Genomic DNA, 22158 nt, shown 5'->3' with positions numbered 1-22158 from the left:
TTGAATGACGGAGACACAGGCGAAGTCGGGGAACACGGGGACCTCGGCCAACCCGGTCGACGAGGAGGCCGCCAAGGGCGGCACACCAGCGACCGGCCGCGCGGCCGTGGGCCGGGCCACGGTTCCCGCCGACGCGCCTGCCCCGAAATTCACCCGGGCTCCCGGCATGACACCCCCGCCGGAGCAGCCCGGCGAGGACGCGGGATCGGGTGACACCAAGGCCGAGAAGTCGGCCGGTGAGGCAGCGACGTCCACCGGGGCGGCCCCCACGGCGGCCGCCCCGAACCCGGCGCGGCCGACGACCACGCAGCCGATCAGCACCCGACCCGGTCAGGCGACATCGACCGGGGCTACTGGCACGCAGCCCCGGATCACACCGGGCATGACGCCGCCGGATCCGGGGCGTACGTCCACCGGTGGTCGCCCCGTGAGCGGTGGCGGTCTGCCGCCGGGGATCGGCAACCCGTCGGCCGTCGGGGCTGCCCGGGTCGGCGAGGCGGTCCGCGCCGCGCGGAGCTCGGTCAGCTCCGCGGCGTCCCGTGGGCCGCGCCGGGCCCGGCTGAACCTCAAGCGGATCGACCCCTGGTCCGTGATGAAGTTCGCGTTCGCCGTCTCGGTGGTGCTGTTCATCGTCGTGGTGGTCGCCACGTCGGTGCTCTACCTGGCGCTGGACGCGATGGGCGTGTTCCAGAGCGTCAACGACAGCCTCAGCGACCTGGTCAACGCGGGTGGTGGGCAGAGCACCAGCGGGTTCCAGATCACCGCCAAGGGCGTGATCCTCAGCTCGGCGCTGATCGGCCTGGTCAACGTGGTGCTGTTCACCGCGCTGGCCACGCTGGGCGCGTTCGTCTACAACGTCTGCGCCGACCTGGTCGGCGGGATCGAGCTGACGCTCGCCGAGCGGGACTGAGTGTGACCGGGGCGTCGGGGCCTCCGCGGAATGCGGTCGCTCCGACGCCCCGTACTCAGGTAGGTTTTGCGGGCGGCGACGACCCGGATCGCGCAGTCGGACCCCGATTTGGGGCCGGCGCGGCGGATGGGTTAATCTTGCTCGTCGCTACGCGGGGCTATAGCTCAGTCGGTTAGAGCGCAGAGCTGATAACTCTGAGGTCGATGGTTCGATTCCATCTAGCCCCACCGCACATCGTCCGACGGTAGTCGAGCGCAAGGGGTTGCCCCATGTTCAAGAAGCTGCTGATCCTGGCCGGCGTCGTCGGCGTGGCTGCCGTCGTCTTCAACAAGGTCAAGGCCGCCAACGACGAGCGCGCCCTCTGGCACGAGGCGACCACCGCGCCCGACCTGCGCTGATATCAAGATGGCGGCGATTTGGTCGCCGTCGTTGCGGGGCCCTAGCTCAACTGGCAGAGCACTGCCTTTGCAAGGCAGGGGTTAGGGGTTCGAGTCCCCTGGGCTCCACCAGCGCTTTCTTCGGCTGATCTCGGCCCTCGGTACAGCCAACCGGTCTGCGCTACGGTGCTCGCTGTGATCCGGCAAACCATGGCGGCCTCCGTAGACAAGCCGAGCGAGGTCGAGGCGGCTGAGGCCTGGTTGAACGCCAACCGAGACGCTCTCACCCACGCCGAAGAGGATGGCGGCTGCGGCTGCTGCGTCCGGGCCTGGAAGTTGGAAGGGCCTGCCGAGCTGTTGGCGACGATCCCCTACGAGGTCTCGGCCTCCTCCGACTGGGATACGGCCTAGCCGCTTCCTGGAAGCAGACCGACGGGTCGCGTCGCGGGCCCTACCACGACTCCCCGGCTGCGCCCGGCGGGAAGCGCCGCCCACCGCCACGCCGCCTCAGGCAGTCGAACCCTTTGACGTCTCACCGTGAGTGGTCATGGGTCGACGTGTGAGGTCCATTGCCTCGACTGCCGTTACCAGTGGCGCCAACTCGGGGTTCTTGGCGGCGTCGTCCAGCGCTTTCCGCAGGGCGGTGTCGTTGGTCGGCCGGGCCTCCCGCAGGAGCTTCAGGCCGGCGTCGGTGACGTCGGTGTAGATGCCGCGGCGGTCGGTCGGGCACAGGTAGCGGGAGAGCAGGCCACGGTCCTCCAGACGGGCGACCAGGCGGGTGGTGGCGCTCTGGCTCAGCACCACGGCGTCGGCGACCTGCTTCATCTGCAGATGGCCGCCTGCGCGGTCGTGCTGGCGGCTGAGCACGTCGAGCAACGAGTACTCCCGCACGCTGAGGTCGTGCGCGGACTGCAGAGCGCGCTCAAGGTGTGCCTCGATCCTGCCGTAGAGGAGGGAGAGGGCTGCCCATCCGCTGGCGAGGGCGGTTAGCGCGGGATCCGTGGCGGTCATGGTCCGGGTCTTCCTTTGGGGCGGGAGTTTCAGGGTAAGCCTGTTCCGGGAATGTCAGCTAGCGCCTACATCAGGCCCTTGCAAGCAAGTTTGGTGGCCGTCGCTGGATTCTCCACCCGGCCGCCGAACCGATCAGCCTGGTTCCTCGTGGAGCCGCCCGAACCTGGGCGTACCCGTTGAGGTGCCGGGCCACAGCGAAAGGTGCGTCATGACCGTCTCCGGCACTCCGATGAACCTCACCCGGGCCGCCCACGTCGGGATCTCAGTCTCGGATCTGGACGCCTCGATCGCGTTCTATTCCGCTCTCACCGGGCGGGAACCTGTGGCGGAGGGGACCATGGGCAGCGTGCGGTTCGGCATTACGCAAGGGCTGCCTACCGCGAAGCTGCGATACGCGACGATCAACCTGGACGGTCTCGGCATCGACCTGATCGAGTTCCAGGAGCCGGTCGGGGAACGCACGAACGGCATGGCGAACCGCCCCGGCTCCATGCATCTCTGCTTTCGGGTCGACGACTTCGACGCCGTGTACCAGCGGATGAAGGAAGCCGGCTACGACTTCCTCGGCGACGACTACACGTTCATCGCGGGCGAGGTCACCCCTGAGGCGGCGCTCGGCACCAAGGTCGCCTACTTCTCCGATCCGGACGGCACGAACCTGGAGATCATCGAGCCCAAGGGCGGCTTCGCGGGCTAGACAGCGGGCCCGCACCTCGCCGCCGATGGTCATCCGGTGCGCGGTTCACGGCAGGCGGGACTCACCTCTGGACGTCCGGAGGCGGGTCCCGCCTGCCGTATGGGCGACCCGCAGGATAATCGCCGCCGTCGGCGAGGGCCGTTCCCACAGTGGATCCTCGCCTGGGCGCCTCGACGAACTCTTCGGGCCTACCGCCAATTTGGCCGCTGACGACGACTCCGGTGGCCGCAACGGGTCGCTGACCTGCGCAAAGAAGCGCCGGCCCGACGATGTGTCGGGCCGGGCGCGTCCGGATCGAGCTACGCGACGAAGCGGGAACGGCGACGGCGTGCGATCACGAAGCTCGCGCCGCCGACGAGCAGGAGCGCGCCGCCGATGCCGGCCACTGTCGCGGTGTCGGCGCCGGTCACGGGCAGTCCGCCACCATCACCGCCGGCGGCGACCGGGCTGGTGGAGGTGGCCGCAGTCGGCGCGACGGTCGACGTCGCGCTCGCCGTGGGGGTGGGCTGCGTCGTCGGCGACGTCGTCGGCGTCGGGGTGGGCTGCGCCGCGCAGTCGAGCGCACGGGCGGCGTACAGGCCCTCGTTCAGGTAGGCCAGGTAAGGGTCGACTGTTTCGGCGTCGAGCGTCTTCTGCGCGGCCTCCTTCACCTTGGGGCCGGCGCCGGTCATCGTCTGGCCAACCTTGATCCGCAGATCGATCGTCCAGACGGCCTGTGCGTCGTTCTTGAGCCAGGCGCGCAGATCCGCCGAGGTGCCGTCCAGCCGCTTCTGAATGACGTCGGGCAGGGTGGGCAGGGCTTCGTTGTTTGCGGCGAACAGGATCCGGTTGGCCAGCAGCCGTAGCTGGCTGACATTGGCGGTGTCCAGGTCGAAGGTGAACAGCTCACGGATGTCCGTGAACGTCTTGCGCTCGACCGTCTGGCAGTTCTGGTCGAGCCCGGGCGACGCGCTCTGTGCCATCGCCGGCGCGGCCGGAACCATGAAGGCCAGCGCTATCGCGATGCCGGCCGGGATCTTGCCTCGCATGTGGATCGTCCTCCCCGTTGTAGATCAAAGCCTGCGGATACTACCGCCCACGGGCGTAGCGCATGGCCCCGCGTTTACCGGGACGGGAGGCGGGGATCCGCGATCGTGCGCATCGACGTGAACGAACCGAACTCGGCCGAGAATTTCTGGGAAGGGATGCGGGAGGTGGCCGCTGCCGCTACCCGGCACCAGGACGACGACCTGCTCGCAGCGGTCGTCAAGATTGGCAGAGCCGCGCTGGCCCAGGGCGTCGAACTCGTGCCATCCTCCGGATTCTTTCTCGCGTGTCCGGTGTGCAGCGCCGCGTCGGGGCAGCGCTGCATCAATTCGCCCGGTCACCCCCTTGGCGACGACAGACTTCATCCGGAACGCATCGAGTTGGCCGAGAAGGCGATGCGGGGCGAGGTGCCGCTCCCCGGACCGCTCCGGTAACGACGTGTCGGCCCGGGGGTCGTCCTTGTCAGGAGCGGGAGCGCCGCGCGCGCGTCAGCCGTTGGAAGCGCGGACCTGCCCGGAGCCACAGGAGCGACACCGCCAATCCGATGGCTCCCATGGCGACGATGACCCCGCGGGGCAGTTCGGTGTTGACCGGTTCCGGCATGCACCGGGACGGGGTGTAGTCGATGGTGAGCTGCTGGTGCAGCGGCGGTAGCCGCCGGTCGGGAAACGACCGTTCGTAGATGCCGCAGGTGGCGGGCCCATCGACGGCGTCTACCCGCAGCAGGACGTAGGGGCCGTCGGTGGTCCGGGCCGGTTCCACCGCGATCACCGTCGCCGGCGTCAGCACGCCGTCGGGTGGGGGCGGCTCGCGGTCGTCGGTGACACCCAGCAGTATCAGCAGGCCGCAGGGCAGCAGCAGCGCCAGCGGAAGACTTGGCCAGGCTTTCGGACGAGTTCCGTTGGCCAGGAACGACGGCATGCCGCCAGGCTAGTCAGCGAGATCAATGATGCCCGAGCCACCGGTCAGCGCTGCCGTCAGTCGCCGTCGACGGGCTGGGCGAGGTCGGGTCGGGCTGCCGGGAGATGCGCGACCAGCCTGGTGAGCGCGCCGTTGGCGAGGGTGGCGCCGAGCGCCGATCCGGCGCCGATGGTCCAGCCCACCGGCCCGAGCGGGGTGCAGCCGAAGAACTGACTCACACCCGGCGTCTGCACCACCACGACGAGCACTCCCAGCGACGCCGCCGTGGACGCCAGCACCGCCGGGCTGGTGCCGCCGGCCAGGATGGTCTGGCCGAGTTGGGTGCCGACCAGGGAGACGAGAGCGACGGTGCCGGCCCGGCGCTGCCGCCCGGTGTACCGGGCCAACGTCCAGCCGACCGTCGCGCCCAGCGTGGTGGACGCCGCGCGCAGGCCGATCTCCCTGCTGAGGGTCTCACCGAGGGACGCGTCCGGGCCCTCCCGAAGCAGTCCGTCGGTGCGGTCCGAGGCGGGTGGCCGGACCGCGATGGCCAGCGCCGGGGCCAGGTCGGTGAGCAGGTTGACCAGCAGCAGTTGCCGGCCGGTGAGGGCCGAGCGGCCGGTCGCCGCGGCGCTGAGCACGCTGAACGCGATTTCGCCGAGGTTGCCGCCGACGAGGATGCTCAGCGCGTGCCGGACCGAGGACCACATGGCACGCCCCTCGACCAGGGTGGCGATGATGGTCTCCAAGCGGTCGTCGGTGACCACCAGGTCGGCGGCCGCCCGGGCCGCCGGTGTGCCACGTTGGCCGAGGGCGATGCCGACGTCGGCCAGCCGGATCGCCGGGGCGTCGTTGGCGCCGTCGCCGGTCATCGCCACGGTCCGCCCGCACTTCTGCAACGCCTGGATGATCCGTACCTTGTGCGTCGGGGTGCAGCGGGCCACCACGTCGGTGGTGGCGAGCCGTTCGGCGAGCGCCTCGTCGTCCAGTTGGTCGAGTTCGGCGGCCGTGACCACCCGCTGCTCGTCGTGCTCGCTGATGGTGGCCGCGATGGCCTCGGCGGTGGCCGGGTGGTCACCGGTGATCATGATGGTGTGCACGCCCGCCTGCCGGATGCGGCGTACCGCCGGGGCGGCGCTCTCCCGGACCCCGTCCGCGAGCGCCAGGAACCCCACGAAGGTCAGCCCCTGGACCTCGGAGTCGGTGATCTGCGCGGCGTCCACCTGGCACTCGGCGACAGCGAGGATCCGGTGCCCGGCGCCCGCCCGGTCGGCCAACACGCGCTGAAGTTCCGCGCGGCCGGCGTCGTCCAGCGGCTCCCGTCGGCCGTCGGTACGCCGGTTCACGCACCGGGGCAGCACCGTCTCGGGGGCGCCCTTGACGCTCAACAGCAGGCGTCCGTCGGTCTCGCCGACGGTGGCGTGGTAGCCGCGGGACGGCTCGAACGGCAGCCCGCCGACCGCGCGCCAGCCGGTCGCCCCGGTCTGCTCGACAACCTGAGCCGTGGCGGCGCCCCGCCGAACCGCCCGGTCGGTCTGCAACGCCAATTCTTCCGGATCGGCCGCCGCCGGGGTGGCCCGCAGCGCGGTGGCGAGGGTCGACCGTAGGCGGTCATCGAGCCGGTCCACCGGCGCGTACCGGTCGCCGACCCCGTCGCCGACCCCCGCGAGGAGCAACTTGCCCTCGGTGAGGGTGCCGGTCTTGTCGAAGCAGAGCACATCCACCCGGCCCAACGCCTCGATGGTGCGCGGATTGCGGACCAACGCGCCGTGCTCGGCGAGGCGTCGGGCCGCCGCCAGTTGCGCGGCGCTGACCAGGAACGGCAGCCCCTCCGGCACCGACGCCACGGCCAGGTTCGCGGCGGTCGCCGCCGTTTCGGCCAGGGGTACGCCCCGGAGCAGTCCCGCCCCGGCGACGGCGATCGCCGAACCGGCGGCCAACGGGATGGCGGCGCTGGTCAACGAGCCGAGTCGAGCCTCCACCCCGCTCGTCGGGGGCGCCTGGCGGACCAGCGCCAGACTGCGGCCGGACTCGGTGTCGGCCCCGGTCGCCACCACGACGGCGGTGCCGTGGCCGGCGGCGACGGTGGTGCCCTCGTACAGCATCGAGTGGCGGTCGGCGATGGCCGCGGCGACGACCGCCCGGTTGCTCTTGGCGACCGGCAGCGACTCGCCGGTCAGCGACGACTCGTCCGCCTCCAATCCCACCGATTCGAGCACCCGGCAGTCGGCCGGTACCGAGTCACCCGGTTCGAGGGTGATGACGTCGCCGAGCACCAGGTCCTCGGCCGCGACGACCTGCTCGGCTCCGTCCCGGCGGACCCGGGCGGTCACCGCCGAGCGCGACAGCAGCTCCGCCAGCGAACGTTCGGTGTTGCGCTCGTGCACGGCGCCGACCAGTGCCGACCCGCCGACGACGCTGCCGACCAGCGCGGCGTCGACGAGCGAGCCGAACGACGCGGACAGCACCGCCCCGGCCGCCAGCACGGGTGTGAGTGGGTTGGACAGCTCGTCCAGGAACGCCCGCAGCAGCCCACCACCGCTGGGCGTGCCGCCGCCCGTGCCGTTGTCGTCATGCCGGCGGTGCGCCTCCGCGCTGGTCAACCCGTCGGGTGTGGTGTCCAGGTGGTCCAGCACGGTCCGTACCGGCATCAGGTGCCAGGCGGTCGCCACCGGCGCCGGCGCGTCCGACCGGTCGGGTAGCCGGTGGGCCCGCCAGACCCCGTTCGCGAACGCCAGCGCGGCCGCGCCGTTGACCGCCACGAGGGCCCGATGTGGCAGTTGGGCCGGCGGCGCGGTGAACGCGCCCAGCGCACCCAGTCCGGTGCCCGCCATGGCGAGCCGGATGTTCTGCTGGGTCATCCGCCGGGCTGCCCCGGTCGCCTCGACCAACAGTGCCACCACCCGAAGGTCGGCGCCGACCAGCAGGTGCGCTCCCCACGGGGGCAACTCCTCGGCGGCCGACATGCCGAGCCCGCAGTCGGACGCGCCGAGCGCCGCCCGGTCGCCGGAGACCAGCATGACCACCGCGCCGTCGCGCTGGAGCGCGCGTACGGAGTCGGCCAACCGGTCTCCACCGGGCAGCAGCGTGTCGGCGAAGTCGTACCGCTGCTCGTCGCCCCCGGCCACGACCAGCCTCAGTCCGGCGTGCCGCGCGGCGGCGGGTAGACCGTCGACTCCGGGCGCGGGCTCCGGTTCGACCCGCAGCAGCGCGGCCAGTCGTCCCGCGTTGGTCAGCCCGAGCAACTGCCCGCCCGCCGTACGCAGCCGCTCGCCGTCCGGTACGTCGCCGCGGGCGTCCTCGGGCAGCCGGTCCAGGGGTGCGAGCCGCCAACCGTCGGACTCCCGCGCGGTGGTCGGGTCGGCGGGGTCGAACAGCTCGAACGCCCGCTCCGCCACCTCGTCGACGTCCGCGTCGGCGGCCGGGGCCAGATCGGCGAGTACGCCCCGCTCCGACCCGAGCATTGCGGCGTCCAGCACCAGCGTGTCGATCCGGTCCAACTGCCGCAGCACACTGCGGTCCATCGCGATCACCCCGCGCCGGGCGAGGACTCGGCCGAGCTGCGCCGCGTACCCCTCCCGCCCGCTGCCCGGGGCCTTCGGTAGCGCGGAGAGTCCCAGCGCGGCGGCCCGTTTGGGTCCGGCGAGCGGCGTCGCCGCGGCTGCCGCCGCCGCGCCCGCGGCGAGCACCCGGTTGATGTAGCGCTCGACCGGGCCGTCCGGTTTCGGGCAGGGGCGCTCTACCGCCGGCCACCGGGCGGTGGCACGTTCCGGGTCACCGGTCAGCCGTGGCTCGGCCTCCTCCCAGGCGGCGAGCTGGGCCCGCGCCTCGCCCCACTGCACCATCCGTTGGGCGCCGTCGAGGACTATCCCCGTCCACCTGCCGGTCAGGCCCTGCACGACGGCTTCGGCCAGCGGGAAGATGACGTCGGCGCGGGGGTCGGAGCGCAGTCGTCTACCGACGAAGGCGTGCAGTTTCGGTTGCAGGTCGGCGGCGGCCAGCAGGCCGGCGACCTCACCGGGCAACGGTGTGAACGGCAGGATGCGGGTGGCCGCCGAGATGGTCAGACCCAGCGCGTCCGAGGCGAGCGCGCCGAGGGTGCGCGGCGTACGCGGCCCCTCTTCCGGCGGGTGCGGGGGTGGGATCTCCGGGTCGGGCTCGTGGTCACAGGTCCGCTCGACCCGGCTGATGGCGGCGATGAGGTCGCGCAGCCTCGGCTCGGGGGCCTGCACGGCCACCACGACCCGACCCGAGGGTGCGTTCACCCGGGCCCAGGCGACTCCGGGAAGCCGTTCCAGCGCGGCCTCGACCTGCCGGGCCAACCGGTCGCCGCCGTCCTGGCAGACACCGTGTACCTCGATGTGGTGGCGGCCCGGGCGCGACCAGACCCGGCGTCGGCTGAGGCCGGCGGTCCGGGCCAACCGGGTCGCGGCCGACCCGACGGTCCGGGACGCCTCACCGACCAGGTGCGGTACGCCGATGGACGGCAGGAGGCGGCCGGCGGCACGACCCGCCGCCGTCATCGAGGCGTACGGCCGGACGGACGCCGACCCGACTCCCCGTTGCCGATTGTTGTGCCGTCGGTCATCTCGTCCTCCCGCCGCCCTCGCGTCCGGCGGCCTGGCTTCCCGACCTGGCGTCCGTTATGCCCCTCGGCGGACCGGAACTTTGCGCGGCGGGCTGCGCATGGACGGGGTGGCCGGTGGAATCCGACGACCAGCACCGGACACGGGGAGGCCGGAATGAGCACGCTGACGCGACACCTCAACGGTTCACGCGAGAACGTCCAGATGTACAGCCGGCGGGTCGAGCTGCCCATACTGGGCGAGGTGGCCGTACCGCCACCGGACAAGGTCGCCTACTACGCCGGGCTCGGGGTCCTGGCCGCGTTGCAGGTGATCGAGTGGCCGCTCGCCTTGGTGATCACCGCCGGGCATCTCCTCGCGGACCAGCACTTCTCGGGACTGGTACGCGGCGTCGGGGAGGCGATCCAGGAAGCCTGACGAGATCCGGGTCACGCCCCGGTTGACATGAATCCGGGTTGAGGTCGCAGGCTCGGTGCATGTCGAGCCGAACCGCCACCCTCGCCCCAGCGCCCGTCGGGCTGTTCACGTCTCGGCTGCGGGCGATGACGGTCGGCAGCGTGGCGCTGGTGTCGCTGCTCGCCTTCGAGGCGCTGGCGGTGGGCACGGCCATGCCGACCGTGGCGCGCAGTCTGGACGGCCTGGCGTTGTACGGCATCGCGTTCGGCGGCCCGTTCGCCGCCGGTGTGCTGGCCATGGTCGTCTCCGGCATCTGGTGCGACGCGCGGGGACCCCGGGGGCCGATGTGGCACGGCGTCGCCTGGTTCGTGGTGGGACTGCTGATCGCCGGTACGGCGCAGGCGATGACGGCACTGGTGGTCGGCCGGGTGGTGCAGGGCTTCGGCTCCGGGCTGCTCTCGGTCGCGCTCTACGTCATCGTCGGGCAGGCGTACCCGGAGGAACTGCACCGGCGGATCTTCGCCGCGTTCGCGGCGGCGTGGGTCGTACCCTCGCTGGTCGGGCCGGCGCTGGCCGGGCTGATCGTCGAGTACCTGGGCTGGCGGTGGGTCTTTCTCGTGGTGCCGGCGGTGGCCGTCCCGGCGGTGCTGCTGATCCAGCCGGGCCTGCGGTCGCTCGACGCGACCGTGCGGACCCGGCCGCCGGTCGGCGCGGTCGCCCGCATCGGTTGGGCCTGCGGGGCGGGCGCGAGCGCCGCACTGTTGCACATCGGGGGGCAGCAGCGTGGCGTGGCGGCCCTGACGGTGATCGCGCTCGCCCTGGCCGGTCTGGTGATCTGCGCTCCGCGCCTGCTACCAGCCGGGTTCCTCCGGGCGGGCCGGGGGCTGCCCACCGTCGTCGGTCTGCGGGGTCTGGCGTCGGCGGCGTTCGTCGGCGCCGAGGTGGTCATCCCGTTGATGCTGTCCCGGGAGCGGGGACTGTCGCCGACCGCCGCCGGGCTGGTCCTCACCGTGGGCGCGCTGGCCTGGTCGGTGGGCTCCTGGATACAGGGTCGAATTCCGGTGCCGGCCTCCCGGGCCAGCCTGCCGCGCGTCGGCCTGTGCGCGATCACGGCCGGTACGGCGACGGTGGCGCTGGCCGTCCGACCCGAGGTGCCGGTGGCCGTCGCCGTGCTGGGCTGGGCGGTCGCCGGGCTCGGCATGGGGCTGCTCTACCCGTCGTTGTCGGTGCTCACGTTGGAGCTGTCCGCATCCGGTGAGCAGGGCCGCAACAGCTCGTCGCTGCAACTGGGCGACTCCCTCTTCGCGGCGACCGTGCTGGCGCTCACCGGCGCCGTTCTGGCTGCGGGGAGCGCGCCCGGCCCGTCGAGCTATCTGGTGACGCTCGTGGTGGCGGCTGGTCTGGCGTTGTTCGGCGCGTTGCTGGCCGGCCGGGTGGTGGTGCCGGGGAGTACCCGGCCGGGCGGGTGATCCACCGCCGATTCCGCGCATCGGTCCCGGTCGGGCGTCAGGATGGCAGCGGTGAGCTTCCTGACCGTCCTGCCGCTGGCCGTGGTGATGGTCGCCGGGACCCAACTGGTCGTGGCGATCTTCCTCGCCTCGTCCGACCGGCCCCGGGCCGCGTCGTCCGGCTTCCTCGCCGGCGCCGGACTGGTGGTGGTCGCCGGCGTGACGGTGAGCTGGTTGCTGACCCGGGTGCTGGGCGGGCTGGCGAACGACGCCAGCACGGCCGCCCGCAAGGTCGACAGTGGTCCGGCCATCGACCTGGTGGTCCTCGCGCTGCTGGTGGTCATGGCCGTGGTGATCTGGGTACGCCGCGACCGCTCCGGGCCGCCACGATGGCTGGGCAGCGTCAGTCACGCCGATCCGCGCTGGGCGGCGCGTACGGGCGCGCTGCTCTTCGTGGTGACACCCACCGACGACCTCACCATGGCCACGGTGGGCGCGACCGTGGCCCGGCACGACCTTCCGTGGTGGCACCTGGTGCCGTTCGTGCTGCTCACCGTGCTGCTGCTCGCCGTGCCGCTGCTGGCGCTGGTGCTGCTCGGGTCGAAGGCCGCGCGGGTGCTCGCCCGGATGCGGAGCTGGGCCGAGGGGCACGCGTGGATCGTCAACGAGATCGTGATCGCGTTCTTCGCGCTGCTCACGGTGTTGGACCTGGTCAAGTCGAGGTGAGGTCCCGGTGCCCCGGACACGTACGGGGGAACCGCGCGGAGATGAGAGATGCGCCGGTTCACGTTCGTCTTACGGTGACGCCATGTTCGTTGTCGTCACCACGGTGATCCTCTACGTCTTCGGTTTCGTGTTCCTCTACGGCGTGATCCGGCTGGGCGTCCGGCACGCGTTGGAGGACCTGGAGCTTCAGCGGGCCCGGGCCCGACGCGAAGAGGAGCTGGCGGCCGACCGCGACCGCTCGTTCATGCGCAACAACGCGTTCCTCGCGGGCAGTTGAGCCGCGACGTGGACGTGGCGTCGCGGGACGTCGCCGGTGTCGACGGGCGATCCGGCGGCACGGGTGCGAGGATCGCATCCGTGATGGGAACGTTGAAGACCGAACCGGCCCGTGCCCGCCTCGATCTGCTCGCCCCGCCGGTCGCGGAGGCCATCGCCCAGTGGCCCGCCGAAGCGCCGGTCGACGTCGACGACGTGCTGGTCGCGCCGATCGACGCCGACCTCGCCGACACGGCGGAGTTCTGTGCCGCGTACGAGGTGGGGTTGGACGTGTCGGCCAACTGCGTCGTGGTGGCCGGCAAGCGCGAGGGTGTGGTCCGTTACGCGGCCTGCATCGTGCTGGCGACCACGCGGGCCGACGTGAACGGGGTGGCCCGCAGGGCGCTGGACGTCCGCAAGGCGAGCTTCGCCCCGATGACCGACGCGGTCGAGTTGACCGGCATGGAGTACGGCGGCATCACCCCGATCGGGCTGCCGGCGCAGTGGCCGATCCTGGTGGACGCGCGGGTGATCGCCACCCCGCACGTGATCATCGGGTCCGGCGTACGGCACAGCAAGATCGCGCTGCCCGGACCGGCGCTGGGCGCACTGCCCGGCGCGCAGGTGGTGGAAGGCCTGGCCAGGCCGGCCTGACCAGGCATCAGCATCGATACCGTTGCACGTGAAACATCACGCCTGACCGGCAGCGGCCTCCCGCTGTTCGACCTCGGCCAGCGCGGCGAGCAGCGTGGACGTCTCCTGGGCGCCGCTTACCGCGTACTTTCCGGCCAGCACGAACGTCGGCACGCTGGTGATGCCCAGGTCTCGGGCGGCGGCCAGGTCGGCGGCGAGTTCCGCGGTCCGCTCGTCGGAGTCGAGGAACCGGCGGGCGTCGGCGGCGTCCAGGCCGATCGAGCCGGCGATCGTCGCCAACACCTCCCGGGAGCCGATGTCGAGACCCTTCGTGAAGTGCGCCTGGAACAGGGCGTCCACCATCTCGGCGGCCCGGTCGCGCTCGGTGGCGTAGCCGACGAGCCGGTGCGCGTCGAAGGTGTTCGCGGCCACCGCGTGGTCGTAGTCCAGCCGGAGCCCGTCGCCCGCCGCGACCTGGACCACCCGCTCGACCATCTGCCGCGCCCGGTTGGGACCGCCGAACTTGTCGGCCAGCGCGTCGACCACCGGGAGCGGTTCGGGCACCGGCGACGGGTCGAGTTGGAACGGCCGATAGCGGACGGTCACCTCACCGTCGTAGCGGGCAAGTGCCTCGTCCAGGCGGCGCTTGCCCAGGTAGCACCACGGGCAGACCACGTCCGCGTAGATCTCGATCTCCATGATCGGTGGCAACTGCCCGCTCAGCCGAGTTGTTCCCGGACCTGCCGCTTGAGCCGGCCCAGGATCGCGGTGCCCCCGCGTACCCGCAGCGGACTGATCGCCTGGGCCAGGCCCATCCGCTGGTAGAGATCGTCCGGAACCGCCAGCACCTCCTCGGCGCTCGCGCCGGCCAGCCCCTCGGCGAGGATCCCGGCGAATGCCCGGGTGGTCGGCGCCTCCGGCGGGCAGTCGAAGAGCGTCTCGACCACCCCGTCCGGCGTCACGGTGGCGCGCAGGAAGAACGCGGTCTGGCACTCGGGCACCTGCTCCATGCCCTCGCGCGCGGTGTCGTCGTCCGGCAGCAGGGGAATGACGTCCGCGTACTCCAGCAGCATCTCCAACACCAGGTCGCGCGGCGCGGCGGCGAACTCGTCGACGATCTCGGCCAGTCGGGCCGGCATGTCAGCCATGAGTCGAGGCTACCGCCGGCGCCGACGGCTCACGTGGTCGGCGACTGTTCGCTGATCTCACTCAATGCGCTGGTCGGGTCGAGCTGCATGGCCAGGTCACCGAGCGAGACGATGCCCACCAGCTTGCGGTCGCTGTCGCAGACCAGCACCCGCCGGATACCCCGGTCCCGCATGAGCGCCGCGGCCTCCCCGGCCGTGCAGTGCTGCTCGATCATGACCACCTCGCGGGTGACGATCGAGCCGATGGTGGTCGACGCCGGAGACGCGTTCTCGGCGACCGCCCGGACCACGATGTCCCGGTCGGTGAGCATGCCGGCGAGGGTGGCGCCGTCGGTGACCACCACGTCGCCGATGTCCGCCTCCTTCATCACCCTGGCCGCCTCGTCCAGGGTGGTCTCCGCCGACAGGTACACGACCTGCTTGGTCATCACGTCGCTGACCCGGTAACCGGTCATGAGATCCTCCGAAGACGCTTCACCCGATCCGACTGCACTACCCCGTGACGCGGCGGCTACACCAGGTTCGCACGCTCGCGGCCGACCTCGTCGACGATCCGCTCCACCACGGCGTCCACCGGCAGTTCCGTCCGCCGGTCACCGGCCCGCTCGCGCAGCTCGACGTACCCGTCGCTCAGACGGCGGCCGACCACGACGGCGCGCGGGATGCCGATCAGCTCGGCGTCGGTGAACTTCACCCCGGCCGAGACGTGCGTGCGGTCGTCGACCAGCACGCGCACGCCGGCGGCGGCCAACCGCCCGCCGAGGTCCAGCGCCGCGTCGAGCTGCGGGCCCTTGCCCGCCACCACCAGGTGTACGTCGCACGGCGCGACCGCCGCCGGCCAGCGCAGCCCACGCTCGTCGTGGTGCTGCTCGGCGATGGCCGCGACCGCTCGGGAGATCCCGATGCCGTAGCAACCCATGGTGGGTCGGACCGGCTTGCCGGCCGGCCCGAGCACGTCGACGGCGAACGCGTCGGTGTACCGGCGACCGAGCTGGAAGATGTGCCCGATCTCGATGCCCCGCCGGATGGTCAGCTCGCCGTCGGCGCAGTCGGGGCAGGCGTCGCCGGCACGTACCTCGGCCGCCTCGATCGTGCCGTCGGGCGTGAAGTCCCGGCCGCAGACCACGTCGGTGGCGTGCCGACCCGGCTCGTTCGCGCCCGTCAGCCATGCCGAGCCGGTCACCACCCGGGGATCGACCAGGTAGCGGATGCCCAGCTTGGCGAGCACCTGCGGGCCGAGGTAACCGCGTACCAGCTCCGGATGGTCGGCCCACTCCTCGAAGACCGTCACCTGCGCCGGCTCCAGCGCGGCGGCGAGCCGCTTCAGGTCGACCTCCCGGTCCCCGGGCAGCCCGACCACCAGGGGTTCGGCGCGGTCCGCCCCGGGCTGACGCACGGTCAGGACGACGTTCTTCAGGGTCTCGGCGGCGGTCCAGTCGTCGCGGTCACCCAGCCGCCGGCTGTTCGCCAGCTCGACCAGGCTGGCGATCGTCGGAGTCTCCGGGGTGTCGTGCACCTGCGCCGCCGGCTTGGCGTCGGGGTCGCCCGCAGCGGGCGCGCGGGTGACGACCGCCTCGGTGTTCGCCGCGTAGTCGCAGGCGGTACAGCCGACGAAGGTGTCCTCGCCGACCGGCGTCGAGGCCAGGAACTCCTCCGACGCAGAGCCGCCCATCGCGCCGGACATCGCGTGCACCACCGTGTGGTCCAGGCCCAGCCGATCGAAGATCCGCTGGTACGCCGCCCGGTGCCGGGCGTACGCATCCCGCAGGCCCGCCTCGTCCAGGTCGAAGGAGTACGCGTCCTTCATCAGGAACTCCCGGCCGCGCAGCACACCGGCCCGGGGCCGCGCCTCGTCGCGGAACTTCGTCTGCACCTGGTAGAGCGTCACCGGGAAGTCCCGGTACGAGGTGAACACGTCCTTGACCAGCAGCGCCGCCATCTCCTCGTGGGTGGGCGCCAGCAGGTGCTCGGCGCCGCGCCGGTCGGCGAGGGTGAAGAGGAGGTCGCCATACTCCGTCCACCGGCCGCTGGTGCGGTACGGCTCGGCGGGCAGCAGCGCCGGGAAGTGCACCTCCTGGTCGCCGATCGCGTTCAGCTCTGCGCGCACCACCTCGGTGATCCGGTCCAGCACCAGCTTGCCCAGCGGCAGCCACGTGTAGCCGCCCGGCGCGGCGCGGCGGATGTACCCGGCGCGCAGCAGCAGCCGATGGCTCGGCACCTCCGCGTCGGCCGGATCCTCGCGCAGGGTCCGCAGCAACAGGGTCGACATGCGTAGCAGCATTCGCGCAGCCTAGGGCCGGGCTGATCGTCCAGGCGACCCAATTCGCCCAGCGCGCCACCGGCCGGCCAGTCTCGTCGCGGTCGTCGAAACTGACCCGTCCGGGCGGCAACCACCGTTGCCCAGGGCGACGTCTGGAGAAGCATCATGTCTCTCCCGCACCACTACCCCAAGGATCGGCACGTGTGGACCCTCTGCTGAGTGAGTTCGACTCGTTCGTCCGTACCCGTACCCCGGCGCTGTTGCGCTCGGCCTACCTGCTCACCGGCGACCAGCACCTGGCCGAGGATCTCGTCCAGTCGGCGTTGGCCCGGACCCACCGCTCCTGGAGCCGCCTGCACCACAGCGGCAACGCCGAGGCGTACACCCGCAAGACCATGTACCACCTGCAGGTGTCCTGGTGGCGCCGCCGTCGGATACCCGAGTCGATGCCGGGCGACCTGCCCGAGCCACGCGGAGGCGGCTCGACCCCCGACCACGCCCACCAGACCAGCCTGCGACTCACCCTGCGGGCGGCGCTGGCGAAGCTCTCCCCGAAACAACGTGCCGTGCTGGTGCTGCGGTTCTTCGAGGACCGCACCGAGGCGGAGGCCGCCGACCTGCTCGGTGTCACGGTCGGCACCGTGAAGAGCCAGACGGCCAAGTCCCTGGCCAGGTTGCGCGCCGTGGCACCCGAGCTCGCCGAGCAGTACGTCCTGGAAGGAAGCAACCGATGAACGACGAGCGCCTCCGGCTCGACCTGGCTGCCCTGGCCGACGAGGTCACCTCGGTCGACCTGCGGGACCGTACGCTGCGCACGTCCCGCCGGCTCGGCGTCCAGCGCGCGGTGGCCACCTCGGCCGCTGCTCTGGTGCTGATCGCGGCGGCGGCCGGCACCGCGTTCGCCATCCGGCCGGACCAGTCCCCGAACCCGCTGCCCGCGGACGGCCCGTCGGTCACCGCAGCGCCGAGGCAGTCGCCCGCCCCGACGCCGTCAGTCAGCGTCGACGCCCCCGGCAGCCCGCCGCCCAGCAGTGGGTCCGGCACGAACGCCTCGGCCGTAGAGTTCGGGAAGCTCTTCTACGGCCGCTCCTCGGGGGTCGACGCCAGGAACGCGAATCTACGGTCCTGGCGCCCGGGGGACAGTGTGGTGCGACTGGCGGCTCTGCCGGACCCCGCGGCGTCGATCCGCGCGAACATCTCGCCGAACGGGCACCGGGTTGCCTGGGTGCAGCTCGACGCCGACGGCAACACCAACCTCTACACGGCCAACGTCGACGGCTCAGACCGGCAGCAGATGCGCAAGGAGGTCGAGCAGACCTGCGTCAACCCGGTCTGGTCGCCGGATGGGCGGTACCTGCTGTTCCGCGAGTGGGATCCGACGGTTGGGCCTGGCCGGGTTGGGGTGCTGGACACGCAGTCACCCAAGAAGACCGTGCGCTGGTGGGCCAACAAGAACACGGGATGTGGTGCTCGTTGGTCGTCTGACGGCGAGGTCATCGCGATGATCAACACCGATGGTGGTGTGACCCTCTTCGACAGCAGCGGCAACCGGAAGCGGGACATGCCGGGGCTGGGCCCGACGGGCACCTGGCGAAACGGGGACGTCACCAGCCTCTCGCCGAATGGCGATCGCGTCGCCCTGTACCAACCCGACCCCGGCAGCGAGTACGGGAACGTCGGCGTGGTGCGCGATACCCGAACGGGCGAGGAGATCCGACTGCCACTCGAGGGCCGAAAGTCGCGGCAGGTGTTCTTCCGCACTGACGGTTCGATGGTCGTGCGGGTCCAGTCCGGCAGCGGGTACGCCGTGCTGTTGGTGGACGAGAACGGCAAGAAGATCGCCGAGACCGCCGAACCGGCCAGCCTGAAGGACATTCGGATCCTCGCCGTCGTGAACTGACGACGGGCGGGAAAGGGCGGGTCATCCTCGGGTGGCCCGCCCTTTTGAGGTCCGCGTGACGGTCGTCGTCACGGCGTTGATCACGGCTGGTGAGCTGCCTCTCCGCGCTGTCATCCGGTGCCGGGAAGGCGGCCCTCGCAGCGCACGTCCGGATCGACCACCGGCCGGCGGGGCATCATCCAGTCCAGGGCGGTCTCCTCCACCGGCCAACCGCCCACCGATACGAGGCTGTACGGCACCGCCGCCGCCTGCGGGCAGAGGACCTGCGACTCGACCCAGTCGTTGGGCAGGAACCGCACGGCGGCCGTGCGGTCCAGCACGATCGTCGACGTGTCGGTGACCGTGATGAGCGCCCCGAGCACCACCTCCCGGCCGCCCTCGGCCGTACCGTCGCGGGCCGCGGTGCCAGCGCTCGCCGCCGGGGACGTCGAGGCAGGCGTCGGGCTCGTGGTCGGGCTCGGGGTCGCCGTCTCGGTGGTGTGCTTCGGAAGCACCTCGATCGCGGCGGTGGGCAGCACCGGCACCCGGAGGAAGACCGCGCCCATCACCACGGGGAGCACGGCGGCGACCGTGAACGCCAGGCCGTGGGTCAGCGTCGGGGCGATCCAGTCGGGGATCGGGCCGGTGAGCAGCAGGGTGGCGGCGGGCGGGACCGCCAGCAGGGCGGCGGTGGCCAGCTCGCCCTCCCGGTACGCCGTCCAGATCGCCGGGCCGAGCACGCTGTACGCCAGGACCGCCGCCGCCAACGGCAGGGCCACGCTGACGAACAGGATGCGCATTGGCTGATCCGGGTGCAGGTAACGGGTCCGCAGCGCCAGCAGCCAGAGGCCGAGCATCAGCAGCGACGGTAGGAAGCGGAGCTGCCAGGTGAGCGCCCCCAGCGCGACCGCCGCGCTGATCACCCACCCGGGGGTACGTGCCGTCCCCGAGGCGAGCAGTGAGCGTTCCGGGTCGAACCGGTCAGGAGCGCTGAGCCGGAGCAGTCGACCGAGGACGCCGAAGGTGAGCACGACGACGGGGAACGCCCACACCAGGGCGATCAGGAGGGCGCTGAGCAGGCCGAGCGGGCTGACGTACTGGACCAGCAGCAGCATCGTGGACATGTCCTGCTGGCTGAGCTGCCAGAGCCGCAGCACCAGCAGGAGGACGGGGAAGGCGGGTAGGAGGGTCAGCAGCCACTGTTGCGCCTGCCGCGCCCCCGCCATCCGACGCGGGCGAACGGCCCAGTGTGAACCGGTGACGACCCGGGGTGCGCCGGGGGCGGCAGGGCGATCCTCTCCCACGGCCACTGTCGCACCTCCACCTTCCTCGGATCGGGTTGCTGCTGCTCCGCGACCGGCTGCGGGAGGTTGTATCCCTGCTGCCATCGGAGGTTGGCGTTGAACGCGTTCTCCCAGGCCGAGTTCTCCTCGTCCTTGGCCGACTCGTAGAGAGCCAGGTCGACCAGGTCGAGCAGGGCCTTGTTGGGGCCGGTGTTGACGCCCCACCGCTCCTGCGGCGACGAGCCGATGTCCCAGTGCCGCAGCGGTTTGACGTTCTTCAGGGTCACGGTGAACCGCTGGCCGTCGTCGCCCGGCCGGTCACCGGTGACGAAACCGGCGAGGATCGCCGCGTCGGTGGTGACCGCCTGCACCTTGCCGTCGTACATCTCCTGGATGCACTCGCTGATCCGGTTCCGGCCCACCGGCGTCGCGCCGGCCTCGGCGAGGCGCTGGATGGACGTCGAGGTCGTCAGCGAGCAGACGGTCAGGCCGCGCAGGTCCTCCAGGCTGCTCACCTGGCCCTTGAAGTCCTCCAACGTCACCACCGACTGCTCGGTATGCAGGTACGCGGCCGAGAAGACCGCGCCCTCCTCCCGGCGCTTGTCGTTGATGCTGTACGAGGCGATGACCAGGTCGACGGTGACGAAACCCTCGCCGTCCTGGGCCTGCCGGCGGGCCCGGTCCTCGCTCTCGATCGGCACGAAACGCACCTGCGAGTGGTCGAAGCCGAGATAGCTCGCGATCATGTACGCGATGTCGACGTCGAAGCCCTTCCAGACGTTGTTCGGAAGGCGCTGTGAGATGCCCGGCTGGTCGTCCTTCACTCCGATGATGAGCTGCTGCTTGCCCTTGAGGTGCGCGTCCTCCAGCAACTCGTCCCGGGTCGGCGGACCCATGGCGAGGACGATCGGGACCAGGGCGGCGGCCAGCACGGCCAGCGCGACGACGAGCCCCACGAGTCGGATCTGACGGGTCCGCGTGGTGCGCGACGGTGTGTCCGCCGCCGGTGCCGGCCCGGCGGGGCTCGGCTCGCTTGCCTGACTCAACTAGGCCCTCCCCGCTACCCGGCCCGGTGACCGGCCCTCCATTGTGGGGCCTGCTGGCGAGCGAGGGCACCCCGACATCCGCCGGATTGGCGACACCGTCCCGGGCCGCAGTTGCGGTTGATCGACACGAGTTCGCCGAAGTCGGGGTATCAACTCGACTCCGATACCCCAAATCAGCGACCTCGTGTCGATCAAGGCGGTCGAGCCCGGCGCTGGGCTCAGGCACGGCCCTCGATCGAGGCGCGCGCATGACCTCCGCCACGTCGGCCGGTCGGGGCACCGGCCGACGCGCCTGCGGTGAAAGACTGTCGCCGCAGGCAACGGGTGGCGTGAGGGGGCGCGGGTGCGCTGGCGCAGTTTTGTCGCGGTCGGGGACAGCTTCACCGAGGGTATGGACGACGCGTACCCGGATGGCACCTTCCGGGGTTGGGCCGACCTGGTCGCGACCCGGCTCGCCGCCGAGGCGGGCCCCGACTTCCGGTACGCGAACCTGGCCATCCGGGGTCGGCTCTTCCCGAGCGTGGTCGCCGAGCAGGTGCCCTCCGCGGTGGCGATGAGGCCCGACCTGATCAGCTTCGCGGCCGGCGGCAACGACGTGCTGCGCCGCACCTTCGATCCGGAGACGCTGGTCTCCCGCTTCGACGATGTCGTCCGGCAGCTCCGCTCGGGCGGCGCGGACGTGCTGCTCTTCCGATTCGCGGACGTGATGGCACGCCTGCCCGGCCAGCGTCTCGTCGCTCCCCGGGTGCAACTGCTCAACCAGGCGGTCGGCGAGACCGCCGCGCGGCACGGCGCGATCCTGGTCGACCTGTACGCCGACGACACGTTCCTCAACCCGATGCTGTGGAGCACCGACCGGCTGCACCTCTCCCCGGCCGGTCACCGACGGGTCGCCGGGCAGGTGTTGAACGCGCTCGGCGTGGGCTGTGACGAGGAGTGGCTGCTGGTCCCGCCGCACCCGGCGCCGTCGCCGTGGCTCGCCGCGCGTGCGTCCGACCTGCGCTGGGCCGGGCAGTACCTGGCCCCGTGGATCAAGCGGCGGCTCACCGGCCGGTCGTCCGGCGACACGGTGACCGCGAAGCGCCCGCTGCTCGGGCCGATCGTCGACTGAAACGTGCGCACGTTGCACACCGCGCCGCTGCTGCGCCGCGAACGGGACGGCGAGCCGGTGCCGGAGCACGGCGTGCTGGTCAGCGGCGACCGTATCGAGGCGGTCGGCTCGCTGGCCGAGTTGACCGAGGCCCACCCGGAGGTACGGGTCCGTCGCTGGCCCGGCACGCTGGGGCCGGGCCGGCTGTGGGCCGAGCCCTTGCCGGCAGCGCCCACCCCGCGCGAGCGGGTGCACGCGCTGCTGCGTACCGGAGTGACGGCGGTACTGGCCGACCGTCTGGCCGATCCGGCACTACGGGGCGCCGTCGACCGCAGTGACCTGCTGGTGCTGGCCGGACCAGTGGCACCGACCCTGGTGACCGGTGGTCGGGCGGACCTGTCGGTGCACGACGTCGACGGAACCTGCCTCGCGACCGTGGTCGCCGGCCGGATCGTGCACCGACGCGCCTGAACGCGCGGCGTTAGCT

The 22158-nt window shown here is 71.8% G+C and carries 24 protein-coding genes and 2 tRNA genes; 16 read left to right on the top strand and 10 right to left on the bottom strand.

Going from position 1 to position 22158, the window contains the following annotated elements:
• The first annotated feature begins 4 nt into the window (after nucleotides 1–4).
• From AB0J36_RS05040 to AB0J36_RS05020, 5 genes are all read left to right on the top strand, one after another.
• Entirely contained in the window at nucleotides 5–910 is a 906-nt protein-coding gene (locus AB0J36_RS05040; RefSeq protein WP_357129300.1) for a DUF3566 domain-containing protein, read from the top strand.
• Nucleotides 911–1063: 153 nt separating this feature from the next.
• Nucleotides 1064–1137, top strand: a tRNA-Ile gene (locus AB0J36_RS05035).
• Nucleotides 1138–1179: 42 nt separating this feature from the next.
• Complete coding sequence (locus tag AB0J36_RS05030) at nucleotides 1180–1308, top strand: DLW-39 family protein (RefSeq protein WP_007453934.1); 129 nt, start codon at nucleotides 1180–1182, stop codon at nucleotides 1306–1308.
• A 35-nt stretch (nucleotides 1309–1343) separates the two neighbouring features.
• Nucleotides 1344–1419: transfer RNA gene (locus tag AB0J36_RS05025), tRNA-Ala, on the top strand.
• A 78-nt stretch (nucleotides 1420–1497) separates the two neighbouring features.
• Nucleotides 1498–1698 (top strand): hypothetical protein, encoded by a 201-nt coding sequence (locus AB0J36_RS05020; protein WP_357129304.1) that lies wholly within the window; start codon nucleotides 1498–1500, stop codon nucleotides 1696–1698.
• A 96-nt stretch (nucleotides 1699–1794) separates the two neighbouring features.
• On the opposite strand, the gene AB0J36_RS05015 is transcribed toward AB0J36_RS05020, so the two are convergent.
• Complete coding sequence (locus AB0J36_RS05015) at nucleotides 1795–2298, bottom strand: MarR family transcriptional regulator (protein WP_357129307.1); 504 nt, start codon at nucleotides 2296–2298, stop codon at nucleotides 1795–1797.
• A 208-nt stretch (nucleotides 2299–2506) separates the two neighbouring features.
• Between AB0J36_RS05015 and AB0J36_RS05010 the strand changes: the two genes are divergently transcribed.
• Nucleotides 2507–2995, top strand: coding sequence for a VOC family protein (locus tag AB0J36_RS05010; protein WP_357129310.1), 489 nt, complete (start codon nucleotides 2507–2509; stop codon nucleotides 2993–2995).
• Nucleotides 2996–3294: 299 nt separating this feature from the next.
• On the opposite strand, the gene AB0J36_RS05005 is transcribed toward AB0J36_RS05010, so the two are convergent.
• Complete coding sequence (locus AB0J36_RS05005; protein WP_357129313.1) at nucleotides 3295–4023, bottom strand: LPXTG cell wall anchor domain-containing protein; 729 nt, start codon at nucleotides 4021–4023, stop codon at nucleotides 3295–3297.
• 105 nt (nucleotides 4024–4128) lie between these two features.
• Between AB0J36_RS05005 and AB0J36_RS05000 the strand changes: the two genes are divergently transcribed.
• The gene (locus AB0J36_RS05000) at nucleotides 4129–4455 is read left to right on the top strand and encodes a hypothetical protein (protein ID WP_357392229.1); all 327 of its coding nucleotides are present in this window, start codon (nucleotides 4129–4131) and stop codon (nucleotides 4453–4455) included.
• A gap of 28 nt (nucleotides 4456–4483) precedes the next feature.
• On the opposite strand, the gene AB0J36_RS04995 is transcribed toward AB0J36_RS05000, so the two are convergent.
• Both AB0J36_RS04995 and AB0J36_RS04990 read right to left on the bottom strand, forming a co-directional pair.
• Entirely contained in the window at nucleotides 4484–4942 is a 459-nt protein-coding gene (locus tag AB0J36_RS04995; RefSeq protein ID WP_357129319.1) for a hypothetical protein, read from the bottom strand.
• Between the two features lie 56 nt (nucleotides 4943–4998).
• Entirely contained in the window at nucleotides 4999–9444 is a 4446-nt protein-coding gene (locus AB0J36_RS04990) for an HAD-IC family P-type ATPase (protein ID WP_363660120.1), read from the bottom strand.
• A gap of 219 nt (nucleotides 9445–9663) precedes the next feature.
• On the opposite strand from AB0J36_RS04990, the gene AB0J36_RS04985 reads away from it, so the two are divergent.
• From AB0J36_RS04985 to AB0J36_RS04965, 5 genes are all read left to right on the top strand, one after another.
• Nucleotides 9664–9924 carry a hypothetical protein gene (locus AB0J36_RS04985; RefSeq protein ID WP_357129325.1) on the top strand — a complete coding sequence of 87 codons (261 nt, stop codon included), beginning with the start codon at nucleotides 9664–9666 and terminating at the stop codon, nucleotides 9922–9924.
• Nucleotides 9925–9983: 59 nt separating this feature from the next.
• Nucleotides 9984–11372 carry an MFS transporter gene (locus AB0J36_RS04980; RefSeq protein WP_363660119.1) on the top strand — a complete coding sequence of 463 codons (1389 nt, stop codon included), beginning with the start codon at nucleotides 9984–9986 and terminating at the stop codon, nucleotides 11370–11372.
• Between the two features lie 51 nt (nucleotides 11373–11423).
• A complete protein-coding gene (locus tag AB0J36_RS04975) occupies nucleotides 11424–12077 on the top strand; it encodes a GAP family protein (RefSeq protein WP_357129331.1) in 654 nt (217 codons plus the stop codon).
• Between the two features lie 82 nt (nucleotides 12078–12159).
• Nucleotides 12160–12354, top strand: coding sequence for a hypothetical protein (locus tag AB0J36_RS04970; RefSeq protein ID WP_357129333.1), 195 nt, complete (start codon nucleotides 12160–12162; stop codon nucleotides 12352–12354).
• 83 nt (nucleotides 12355–12437) lie between these two features.
• On the top strand, nucleotides 12438–12986 hold the full coding sequence (locus AB0J36_RS04965) for a YbaK/EbsC family protein (RefSeq protein WP_357129854.1): 549 nt from the start codon (nucleotides 12438–12440) through the stop codon (nucleotides 12984–12986).
• Between the two features lie 36 nt (nucleotides 12987–13022).
• On the opposite strand, the gene AB0J36_RS04960 is transcribed toward AB0J36_RS04965, so the two are convergent.
• From AB0J36_RS04960 to AB0J36_RS04945, 4 genes are read right to left on the bottom strand one after another with little or no spacing between them, the layout of a single operon-like run.
• A complete protein-coding gene (locus tag AB0J36_RS04960) occupies nucleotides 13023–13664 on the bottom strand; it encodes a DsbA family oxidoreductase (RefSeq protein ID WP_363660118.1) in 642 nt (213 codons plus the stop codon).
• 20 nt (nucleotides 13665–13684) lie between these two features.
• On the bottom strand, nucleotides 13685–14113 hold the full coding sequence (locus AB0J36_RS04955; protein WP_357129339.1) for a SufE family protein: 429 nt from the start codon (nucleotides 14111–14113) through the stop codon (nucleotides 13685–13687).
• A gap of 29 nt (nucleotides 14114–14142) precedes the next feature.
• Nucleotides 14143–14568, bottom strand: coding sequence for a CBS domain-containing protein (locus AB0J36_RS04950; RefSeq protein ID WP_357129342.1), 426 nt, complete (start codon nucleotides 14566–14568; stop codon nucleotides 14143–14145).
• Nucleotides 14569–14624: 56 nt separating this feature from the next.
• On the bottom strand, nucleotides 14625–16394 hold the full coding sequence (locus tag AB0J36_RS04945) for a proline--tRNA ligase (protein WP_363660117.1): 1770 nt from the start codon (nucleotides 16392–16394) through the stop codon (nucleotides 14625–14627).
• Nucleotides 16395–16576: 182 nt separating this feature from the next.
• Between AB0J36_RS04945 and AB0J36_RS04940 the strand changes: the two genes are divergently transcribed.
• Nucleotides 16577–17107 carry a SigE family RNA polymerase sigma factor gene (locus tag AB0J36_RS04940; protein WP_357129348.1) on the top strand — a complete coding sequence of 177 codons (531 nt, stop codon included), beginning with the start codon at nucleotides 16577–16579 and terminating at the stop codon, nucleotides 17105–17107.
• On the top strand, nucleotides 17104–18273 hold the full coding sequence (locus AB0J36_RS04935; protein WP_357129351.1) for a hypothetical protein: 1170 nt from the start codon (nucleotides 17104–17106) through the stop codon (nucleotides 18271–18273). The genes AB0J36_RS04940 and AB0J36_RS04935 overlap by 4 nt, the downstream gene beginning before the upstream one ends.
• A 110-nt stretch (nucleotides 18274–18383) precedes the next feature.
• Here AB0J36_RS04935 and AB0J36_RS04930 read toward each other — a convergent pair whose 3' ends face one another.
• Complete coding sequence (locus tag AB0J36_RS04930) at nucleotides 18384–19478, bottom strand: hypothetical protein (protein ID WP_357129354.1); 1095 nt, start codon at nucleotides 19476–19478, stop codon at nucleotides 18384–18386.
• Nucleotides 19442–20581, bottom strand: a complete 1140-nt coding sequence (locus AB0J36_RS04925; RefSeq protein ID WP_357129357.1) for a transporter substrate-binding domain-containing protein — start codon at nucleotides 20579–20581, stop codon at nucleotides 19442–19444. The genes AB0J36_RS04930 and AB0J36_RS04925 overlap by 37 nt, the downstream gene beginning before the upstream one ends.
• Nucleotides 20582–20924: 343 nt before the next feature.
• On the opposite strand from AB0J36_RS04925, the gene AB0J36_RS04920 reads away from it, so the two are divergent.
• The gene (locus tag AB0J36_RS04920; protein ID WP_357171732.1) at nucleotides 20925–21692 is read left to right on the top strand and encodes an SGNH/GDSL hydrolase family protein; all 768 of its coding nucleotides are present in this window, start codon (nucleotides 20925–20927) and stop codon (nucleotides 21690–21692) included.
• A gap of 3 nt (nucleotides 21693–21695) precedes the next feature.
• Complete coding sequence (locus AB0J36_RS04915) at nucleotides 21696–22142, top strand: hypothetical protein (protein ID WP_357171730.1); 447 nt, start codon at nucleotides 21696–21698, stop codon at nucleotides 22140–22142.
• The last annotated feature ends 16 nt before the right edge of the window (nucleotides 22143–22158 follow it).

Origin of the sequence: Micromonospora sp. NPDC049662 (genome assembly GCF_040675055.1) — a bacterium.
In the GTDB taxonomy this organism is placed as follows: Bacteria; Actinomycetota; Actinomycetes; order Mycobacteriales; family Micromonosporaceae; genus Micromonospora.
Note: the sequence above shows the minus strand (reverse complement) of the source record. Positions and strands in the feature narration are given on the sequence as shown.

Excerpts from the sequence above, each read along its gene's own strand:
- AB0J36_RS04980 (WP_363660119.1), top strand. The coding sequence starts at position 9,984 with ATGTCGAGCCGAACCGCCACCCTCGCCCCAGCGCCCGTCGGGCTGTTC.
- AB0J36_RS04950 (WP_357129342.1), bottom strand. The coding sequence starts at position 14,568 with ATGACCGGTTACCGGGTCAGCGACGTGATGACCAAGCAGGTCGTGTAC.
- AB0J36_RS05020 (WP_357129304.1), top strand. The coding sequence starts at position 1,498 with ATGGCGGCCTCCGTAGACAAGCCGAGCGAGGTCGAGGCGGCTGAGGCC.
- AB0J36_RS04985 (WP_357129325.1), top strand. The coding sequence starts at position 9,664 with ATGAGCACGCTGACGCGACACCTCAACGGTTCACGCGAGAACGTCCAG.
- AB0J36_RS04970 (WP_357129333.1), top strand. The coding sequence starts at position 12,160 with ATGTTCGTTGTCGTCACCACGGTGATCCTCTACGTCTTCGGTTTCGTG.
- AB0J36_RS04990 (WP_363660120.1), bottom strand. The coding sequence starts at position 9,444 with ATGACGGCGGCGGGTCGTGCCGCCGGCCGCCTCCTGCCGTCCATCGGC.
- AB0J36_RS04960 (WP_363660118.1), bottom strand. The coding sequence starts at position 13,664 with ATGGAGATCGAGATCTACGCGGACGTGGTCTGCCCGTGGTGCTACCTG.
- AB0J36_RS05040 (WP_357129300.1), top strand. The coding sequence starts at position 5 with ATGACGGAGACACAGGCGAAGTCGGGGAACACGGGGACCTCGGCCAAC.
- AB0J36_RS04995 (WP_357129319.1), bottom strand. The coding sequence starts at position 4,942 with ATGCCGTCGTTCCTGGCCAACGGAACTCGTCCGAAAGCCTGGCCAAGT.
- AB0J36_RS04965 (WP_357129854.1), top strand. The coding sequence starts at position 12,438 with ATGGGAACGTTGAAGACCGAACCGGCCCGTGCCCGCCTCGATCTGCTC.
- AB0J36_RS04930 (WP_357129354.1), bottom strand. The coding sequence starts at position 19,478 with ATGGCGGGGGCGCGGCAGGCGCAACAGTGGCTGCTGACCCTCCTACCC.
- AB0J36_RS05030 (WP_007453934.1), top strand. The coding sequence starts at position 1,180 with ATGTTCAAGAAGCTGCTGATCCTGGCCGGCGTCGTCGGCGTGGCTGCC.
- AB0J36_RS05015 (WP_357129307.1), bottom strand. The coding sequence starts at position 2,298 with ATGACCGCCACGGATCCCGCGCTAACCGCCCTCGCCAGCGGATGGGCA.
- AB0J36_RS04955 (WP_357129339.1), bottom strand. The coding sequence starts at position 14,113 with ATGGCTGACATGCCGGCCCGACTGGCCGAGATCGTCGACGAGTTCGCC.
- AB0J36_RS05005 (WP_357129313.1), bottom strand. The coding sequence starts at position 4,023 with ATGCGAGGCAAGATCCCGGCCGGCATCGCGATAGCGCTGGCCTTCATG.
- AB0J36_RS05010 (WP_357129310.1), top strand. The coding sequence starts at position 2,507 with ATGACCGTCTCCGGCACTCCGATGAACCTCACCCGGGCCGCCCACGTC.
- AB0J36_RS04935 (WP_357129351.1), top strand. The coding sequence starts at position 17,104 with ATGAACGACGAGCGCCTCCGGCTCGACCTGGCTGCCCTGGCCGACGAG.
- AB0J36_RS04945 (WP_363660117.1), bottom strand. The coding sequence starts at position 16,394 with ATGCTGCTACGCATGTCGACCCTGTTGCTGCGGACCCTGCGCGAGGAT.